Raw genomic sequence first — 7,055 nt, 5'->3', positions numbered from 1 at the left:
CACGAACACTTACGTCCTAAAATCACGTTTCCTCTAACGATCAATCATTCCGACAACCCGGTCTCTCCAGGCTCATTTCGGTATTGGAAAACTCTGTTTCGTGCGATGGCCCTGAGCGCATGGTGCGCAAGAAAAGTGTTGTCCTGTTTCTTCACAAGCGACTCCCGACGCTGATGTGTCGGGCAACAGAGCCGCCGCAGGTCACGTGGCAAGCAGCAGGTAGCACCCGGCAAGCAGGACCACGAACGACGCGAGCAGACAGCCTGCCCCGACTCGCGTGAGCAGGCCAGGCCACTCCGGGTGCGGCAGCACATCAATCCGGACGATACTTCTGACAGGCGCCGGATCGCGCCGCATGACGACCGGCACGAGTGCGATGCTGATCAGCGCCAGCATGAGGGCAAAGAACTGGAGGGCGAGCGAAAAGTCCATGATGGAAAGCAGGATCGTGCCGCGCGGGAAGACCACGCGCTAACCCACCCATCTTATGGATACGTTCCCGGGGATGCCATGAGACGGGTCCGAAACGGTCATTCCCGTGTTCAAAAAAAGTTCTGTCCAGCAAGGACGGCTGAAGTCGCTACCGCGCTATCAAACGATAGCTGCAATGACATGCAATAGCCTAGACTAAATCTGACAGTGGTCGGTTTCTCGTGCTGTTGCGCGTGGGCGCGGAGGACGCAGTCCGAAGCGGCAACGCGCGCGGCGAACTGCAAGGAGTCCACCATGACTCAGGAACAGAAAGTCATCCGCGCCAAGGTCGGCATGCTCGAACTGGCGCGGCAACTGGGCAATGTCAGTCAGGCCTGCCGGGTAATGGGGTTCGGGGAGCAATGGAACAGCCAACCGACTTAAGCCTCATTTTTGCCACTCGGAGGGCGGTTCTCGCATGACCGGAATCCGACCACTGCCGGTTAATTTTTCGGGCAACCGGCAACCCGAAACGTCGCCGCAAAAAGGCCTGGCAGCAGCGGCCAGCTCGGGCTGGGCCATATCTGCTCGCTATCGCTCGACAAAAATACTCGTCCAGTTTTCGGTTGCGAATGGATGGGGCAGGCTGCTATCCTGCAGCTCTCCATCTGTGAGGGGTAGCCCCATGAATTTCCAAACGATGCATCAGCAATCGACGCCCCTGTTGATCGGGAATGTCTGGGATGTTGCCAGTGCTCAAGCGGTCAAGCAGGCGGGGTATCAGGCCATTGGCACGTCCAGTGCCGCCATCGCCAGCATGTTTGGTTATGCCGATGGCGAAGGGCTGAGTTTTACCGAACTGCGGCAACTCGTTGCCCGGCTGGCTGCGGTTTGCGATTTGCCGCTGAGTGTCGACATGGAGGCCGGCTATGCCGACGAACCGGCACAAGTCGTGGCGAATCTGGCCGCACTGGCGGCCCTGGGTGTGGTGGGCGTCAATCTGGAAGACAGCGTGGTGCGGCGGGGGGAGCGTCGCCCGCTGGATGCCAAAGTCTTTGCGGCCAGGCTGGCGGCCATCAAGGCGAAACTCGCCGCGGCAGGGATCGAGATGTTCCTCAATGTCCGTACTGATACCTTCCTGCTGGGTGACGAAGATGCTCAGTTGGAAACCATCCGTCGTGGCCGACTATATGCCGAGGCCGGCGCCGATGGTCTGTTCGTGCCGTGCGTGGTGCAGCCACAGGATATTGCCGCCATCGTCGAGGCCGTCCCGCTGCCGCTAAATGTCATGTGCATGCCGCAATTGCCGGCATTCGACAGGTTGGCGGCGTTGGGTGTAAAACGAATCAGCATGGGCAACTTTGTTCATTCGCAGTTACAACAGCAGTTATTACAGACGTTGCAGGCCATTCGAACGCAGCAATCCTTCCTGGCGGTCTTTGAACATGCTGGTCACTGACGGGACCCAGATCGACACTTACTACCGGGCGCTGGTGGAGCGCGCCTCGGACTATGTCGGCATCTTTTTTGTTGGGGTCAAGACCACCGGTGTGTTTTGCATTGCCACCTGCCGTGCGCGCAAGCCTAGGCGCGAGAATGTCGAGTTCTATACCGACTTCAAGGACGCGCTCGACGCCGGATTTCGCCCGTGCAAGATCTGCCGTCCGACCGAGAATGCCCACGTCGCGCCGCTGCCGGTGGCGCGAGCCATTGAGCTGGTGCGCGCCAACCTGAAAGTTCGGATCAGCGACTGGCAATTGAGGCAACAGGGCATCAGCCCCGAGCTGGTGCGGCGCTGGTCCGGCAAGCATTACGGCATGACCTTTCAGGCGTTCCAGCGTATGTTGCGCGTGAATACCGCCTTGCAGGAGCTCAAGGGCGGCAAGCGCGCGACCGATGTAGCGCTCGATAGCGGCTACGAATCACTCAGCGGCTTTGGTTACACCTACAAGAAGATGATCGGAGAGACACCCAGGGACAGCACTGTAACGAACGTTATCCTGATCCACCGCTTCACCACGCCACTGGGGCCGATGTTTGTCTGTACCACCGAGCAGGGTGTTTGCCTGTTGGAATTCGTCGATCGGCGCATGCTTGAGACTGAATTTAGAGAGTTGCAGCAGCAGCTCAAGGCACGCATCATTGCCGTCGAAAACGACCATACCCGGCAGACCGAGCGGGAGATTGGTGAATACTTCGCTGGCCGGCGCCGGACATTCGGAGTGGCGCTGCATGCGCCGGGCAGCGACTTCCAGCAGTCGGTGTGGCGACTACTGCAAACGGTGCCTTATGGTCAGACCAGTAGCTATCAGGCGCAGGCCGAAAAACTGTGCAAACCGGAAGCGGTGCGAGCTGTAGCCTCGGCAAATGGCGGCAACCGGATCGCCATCATCGTTCCTTGCCACCGCATCATCGGCAAAGACGGTGCTTTGATGGGGTACGGCGGAGGAGTTGTCCGGAAGCAATGGTTGATCAAGCATGAGCAGCGTTACGCCGAAGAAATAAGCAGACCTTGAATTCTGCAAAGGACCCCAGACGGCCAATTCGTCCATTGCGGACCCGTTCCGCCCCGACAGCCATTTGTATTGGTTGGGCACTACCATAGACAGGATTTAGTGTCTGGTCTCGCCCTAGCGGCCATTCGTGAAATGGGTTCAATCGACCGATAATAGCCGCGATGTGTTCGTCGGCGAGCAACTCGTCGGCCGTCGAAACAATCCGTGTCGTCAGGACAAAGTGCCTCCAGCGGCGGCTGCATGTCGGCTAAATTAGCCCCCCCCACGAAAGTAAAATCATCCCGATGTAACCGCGACTACTCTTCGAGCCGGCGCCGGGCAAGAAGGCGTGCCACGGTAGAGGGATGTACGCCGAACAGGCGGGCGGCGTCCGCCGCAGTCTTCTCCCCGGCTTCGACCAGTTTCACGATTTCCTGCTGCTGACGAGGCTTGAGCTTTGGTCGGCGGCCGCCGACACGTCCTTCCGTGCGGGCTGCAGCGAGGCCATGGCGGGTCCGTTCGCGCAGCATCTCCCGTTCGAACTCGGCGAACGACCCGACGATCTGCATCATCATCCGGCCTGCTGGCGAGGTGGTGTCGATCGCTTCAGTCAGGCTTCTGAAGCCGGCTCCGGTCTGTTCGATGCGTTCCATCAGGATCAGCACATCTTTTAGGGACCTTGAGAGTCGATCGAGCTTCCAGACGATGAGCACGTCGCCTTCGCGGAGCTGCTCGGTCAGGCGCTTCAGCTCGGGGCGCTCCCAGCGGCCGCCGGAAGCCTTCTCTTCGAATATGCGCTGGCAGCCGGCTTTTTTCAGCGCGGCAAGCTGGGCGGCATTATCTTGCGCCTCGGTGGAGACACGGGCATAGCCGAGCTTCATGGCGCGTTTGCGTCTCCGCTCTAATGGTAAGGACGCCATCTTATAAACCTGTTGCCATTGATCGCGATTGTGCAATATATTTTCGCACCATGCAAACGCTTGGCCCGTCGTGCGCGGAGTTCTGTTGCGCAAACGAACGTTTGTGCAATCGACCCGCGAGGAGCGGTATGCCTGTCAGTTTTCTCACGCCGAGCCAGCGCGAACGCTACGGTCAGTATCCCGGCGCCATGTCCGCCGACGAAATCGCGCGCTACTTCCATCTCGATGATGAAGATCGCGAATGGATTGCACGCAAGCGGCGCGACTCCAGCCGCCTTGGCTATGCGCTCCAGCTGACTACGGTGCGATTTCTCGGAACCTTTCTGGAAGACCCGACTGCGGTACCGCAATCAGTCATCCATCTGCTCGCTCCGCAGATCAATGTAGTCGATCCGGGCTGCGTATATGCATATAAAGAAAGCGAGCAACGCTGGCGGCACACTGCGGAGATCCGTGTCCGGTATCACTATCGCGAGTTCGTCGAGCGCGGCGTCCGCTTTCGGCTCGGCCGCTGGCTATGTGCATTATGCTGGACCGGAACCGACCGGCCCAGCGTTCTGTTCGAGCACGCCAGCAACTGGTTGATCTCACACAAGGTATTGCTGCCGGGCGTGACCGTCCTCGAACGTTTTGTTTCGGAAATTCGAACTCGCATGGAGAGCCGTTTGTGGCGACTTCTGGTGCGGGACGTGACGATTGAACGGCAGGCCCGTCTGGATAACTTGCTGACGGTAGCCGACGGCAGCCGTCAGTCATGGCTTGACCGGTTGCGCAAGGGGCCCGTGCGGATCAGCGGACCCGCGCTCGTGCAGGCATTGAGCCGCGTCGAAACCGTCCGCGCGCTCGGCATCACGTTGCCGGCAGCGCAGGTTCCACCCAGTCGCCTTGCGTCACTGGCCCGGTTTGCCGGTGCCGCCAAGGTGAGCGCGATCAGCCGGTTGCCGCCAGCCCGGCGATTGGCAACGCTCGTCGCGTTTGTTCACAGTCTGGAAGCGAGTACGCAGGACGACGCGCTCGATGTTCTTGATATGTTGCTGCGCGAATTGTTCTCGAAAGCCGAGCAGGCAGATCGGAAGGTCCGGCTGCGTGCCATGAAGGACCTCGACAAGGCGGCGATCACGCTGGCGGATGCTTGCAGGATGCTGCTCAACCCGGAGTTGTCCGATTCGGAGTTGCGTACGCGTATCTACGCGGCGATCGGACAAGACGCATTGGAGCAGGCCCTCGCCAACGTGACCGGGTTGGTCCGACCACCCGACGACGTGTTTTATCAGGAATTGCAGCGCAAAAAGGAAACCGTGAAGCGCTTTCTTCCTACGCTGCTGCGGGTTGTCAGATTCGAGGCCAACCCTGCTGCCGGGCCGCTGGTCCAGGCGCTTGACTGGCTGCGTCACCGGCCCGATCACGATCCACCGACAACCGTTGTCGACAAGGCATGGCAGCGCCATGTAGTTCAGGGCGATGGCAAACTTGATCACGCGGCCTTCGCGTTCTGTACGCTCGATAAGTTGCAGACCGCTTTGCGGCGCCGCGATGTATTTGTGACGCTGAGCTGGCGCTATGCTGACCCCCGCGCCGGTTTGCTGAGCGGGGCCGAATGGAGCGCATCGCGCCCCATCATCTGTCGCTCGCTTGGCCTGAGTGCCGATCCCGAGCCTGCGCTGGCCGCGCTAGCCAAAGAACTTGATCAAACCTATCGTGCCGTCGCAGCCCGGTTGCCCGACAATCAAGCCGTACGATTCGAGACCGTCGCTGGCAAGAGCGAGCTCGTGCTGACGCCACTCGACAAGCTGGACGAGCCACCGTCGCTGGTTGCATTACGAGCCGAGGTGAAGTCGCGCATGCCGCGCGTCGATTTGCCGGAGATCCTGCTGGAAATCGCAGCACGCACCGGCTTCGCCGAAGCCTTCACGCATCTCACCGAACGCACAGCACGTGCTGCAGATCTGACCACGAGCCTATGTGCCGTGCTGCTTGCCGAGGCGTGCAATACCGGGCCCGACCCGTTCGTTCGTCAGGACACCCCCGCCTTGCGGCGTGACCGGCTGATGTGGGTCGATCAAAATTATGTGCGCGACGAGACGTTGATCGGAGCTAACGCTACACTGGTCGCGGCCCAAAACCAGATAGCGCTAGCCCGGCAATGGGGCGGCGGTGACGTCGCATCGGCCGATGGGATGCGCTTCGTTGTGCCGGTGCGCACCGTCCATGCCGCGCCGAATCCGAAGTATTTCAATCGCGGCCGCGGCGTCACCTGGTACAACCTGATTTCGGATCAGCGCACGGGGCTCAACGGCATTACGGTACCCGGCACGCTACGTGACAGTCTGGTCCTGCTCGCCGTCGTGCTCGAACAGCAGACGGAACTGCAGCCTACCCGCATCATGACGGATACCGGAGCATACAGCGATGTCGTGTTCGGGCTCTTCCGGCTATTGGGCTATCGTTTCAGCCCCCGGATTGCAGACGTTGGTGACGCCCGCTTCTGGAGAATCGATTCGAGCGCCGACTACGGTGATCTGGACGATCTTGCACGGCATTGCATCAAGCTGAATCGTGTCACGCCTCATTGGGACGATGTGCTGCGGCTGATCGGTTCCCTGAAACTTGGGCGAGTGCCAGCGGCCGGCATCATGCGGACGTTACAGGTTGACAAGCAAGCTACGCCACTGGCACAAGCCATTGCAGAAATTGGACGCATCGACAAAACCATTCACATGCTGACGTATCTCGATGACGAGACTCGTCGCCGCAGCACGCTGCTTCAACTCAATCTCGGCGAAGGGCGCCATAGCCTTGCGCGAGATGTATTTCACGGCAAGCGCGGTGAACTGCATCAGCGATATCGTGAAGGTCAGGAAGACCAGCTCAACGCGCTCGGGTTGGTGATCAACATGATCGTGCTGTGGAACACGATCTACATGGATGCGATCCTGACGCAGCTACGCAATGAAGGGGGCGAGGTCAAAGATGAAGACGTGGCGCGGCTTTCTCCGTTTGGCCACGACCACATCAACCTGCTGGGCCGCTATTCGTTCGCGGTCCCGGATGCCGTCGCTCGCGGCGAACTACGGCCGCTACGTCGCCCAAATGACGCTTAAGTCGGTTGGCTGTTCCATTGCTCCCCGAACCCCGTAATGGGCTATTCCCGCGACAGCTTCTACCGCTTCAAGGAACTGTACGACAAGGGCGGTGAAGCGGCCCTGCAGGAAATCTCCCACCGTCGTCC

General features: G+C 59.9%; 6 protein-coding genes and 1 pseudogene. 5 read left to right on the top strand and 2 right to left on the bottom strand.

Features of this window, described 5'->3' with window-relative positions; all coding sequences use genetic code 11:
* Positions 1-201 precede the first annotated feature (201 nt).
* Positions 202-468, bottom strand: coding sequence for a hypothetical protein (locus P3T23_RS46890; RefSeq protein WP_429322828.1), 267 nt, complete (start codon positions 466-468; stop codon positions 202-204).
* A 258-nt stretch (positions 469-726) separates the two neighbouring features.
* On the opposite strand from P3T23_RS46890, the gene P3T23_RS46885 reads away from it, so the two are divergent.
* From P3T23_RS46885 to P3T23_RS46875, 3 genes are all read left to right on the top strand, one after another.
* Entirely contained in the window at positions 727-855 is a 129-nt protein-coding gene (locus tag P3T23_RS46885) for a hypothetical protein (protein WP_429322829.1), read from the top strand.
* Positions 856-1,096: 241 nt separating this feature from the next.
* Positions 1,097-1,870 (top strand): isocitrate lyase/PEP mutase family protein, encoded by a 774-nt coding sequence (locus tag P3T23_RS46880; RefSeq protein ID WP_429322827.1) that lies wholly within the window; start codon positions 1,097-1,099, stop codon positions 1,868-1,870.
* A complete protein-coding gene (locus tag P3T23_RS46875; RefSeq protein ID WP_429322826.1) occupies positions 1,857-2,927 on the top strand; it encodes a bifunctional transcriptional activator/DNA repair enzyme AdaA in 1,071 nt (356 codons plus the stop codon). Before P3T23_RS46880 ends, P3T23_RS46875 begins: the two co-directional genes overlap by 14 nt.
* A 296-nt stretch (positions 2,928-3,223) precedes the next feature.
* On the opposite strand, the gene P3T23_RS46870 is transcribed toward P3T23_RS46875, so the two are convergent.
* Positions 3,224-3,787 (bottom strand): recombinase family protein, encoded by a 564-nt coding sequence (locus P3T23_RS46870; RefSeq protein ID WP_429322825.1) that lies wholly within the window; start codon positions 3,785-3,787, stop codon positions 3,224-3,226.
* A gap of 167 nt (positions 3,788-3,954) precedes the next feature.
* Here P3T23_RS46870 and P3T23_RS46865 point away from each other — a divergent pair, with 167 nt between their 5' ends.
* Both P3T23_RS46865 and P3T23_RS46860 read left to right on the top strand, forming a co-directional pair.
* On the top strand, positions 3,955-6,927 hold the full coding sequence (locus tag P3T23_RS46865; RefSeq protein ID WP_429322824.1) for a Tn3 family transposase: 2,973 nt from the start codon (positions 3,955-3,957) through the stop codon (positions 6,925-6,927).
* Between the two features lie 33 nt (positions 6,928-6,960).
* A pseudogene (locus P3T23_RS46860) lies at positions 6,961-7,055 on the top strand (helix-turn-helix domain-containing protein); the annotation flags it as partial.

Origin of the sequence: Paraburkholderia sp. GAS448, assembly GCF_050435685.1 — a bacterium.
Classification (GTDB): Bacteria; Pseudomonadota; Gammaproteobacteria; order Burkholderiales; family Burkholderiaceae; genus Paraburkholderia.
The sequence above is the reverse complement of the archived record's forward strand: the minus strand, read 5'-3'. Positions and strand labels throughout refer to the sequence as shown.

Bases quoted from the DNA above. Each gene is read 5' to 3' on its own strand.
- P3T23_RS46875 (WP_429322826.1), top strand. From the start codon at position 1,857: ATGCTGGTCACTGACGGGACCCAGATCGACACTTACTACCGGGCGCTG.
- P3T23_RS46865 (WP_429322824.1), top strand. From the start codon at position 3,955: ATGCCTGTCAGTTTTCTCACGCCGAGCCAGCGCGAACGCTACGGTCAG.
- P3T23_RS46880 (WP_429322827.1), top strand. From the start codon at position 1,097: ATGAATTTCCAAACGATGCATCAGCAATCGACGCCCCTGTTGATCGGG.
- P3T23_RS46885 (WP_429322829.1), top strand. From the start codon at position 727: ATGACTCAGGAACAGAAAGTCATCCGCGCCAAGGTCGGCATGCTCGAA.
- P3T23_RS46870 (WP_429322825.1), bottom strand. From the start codon at position 3,787: ATGAAGCTCGGCTATGCCCGTGTCTCCACCGAGGCGCAAGATAATGCC.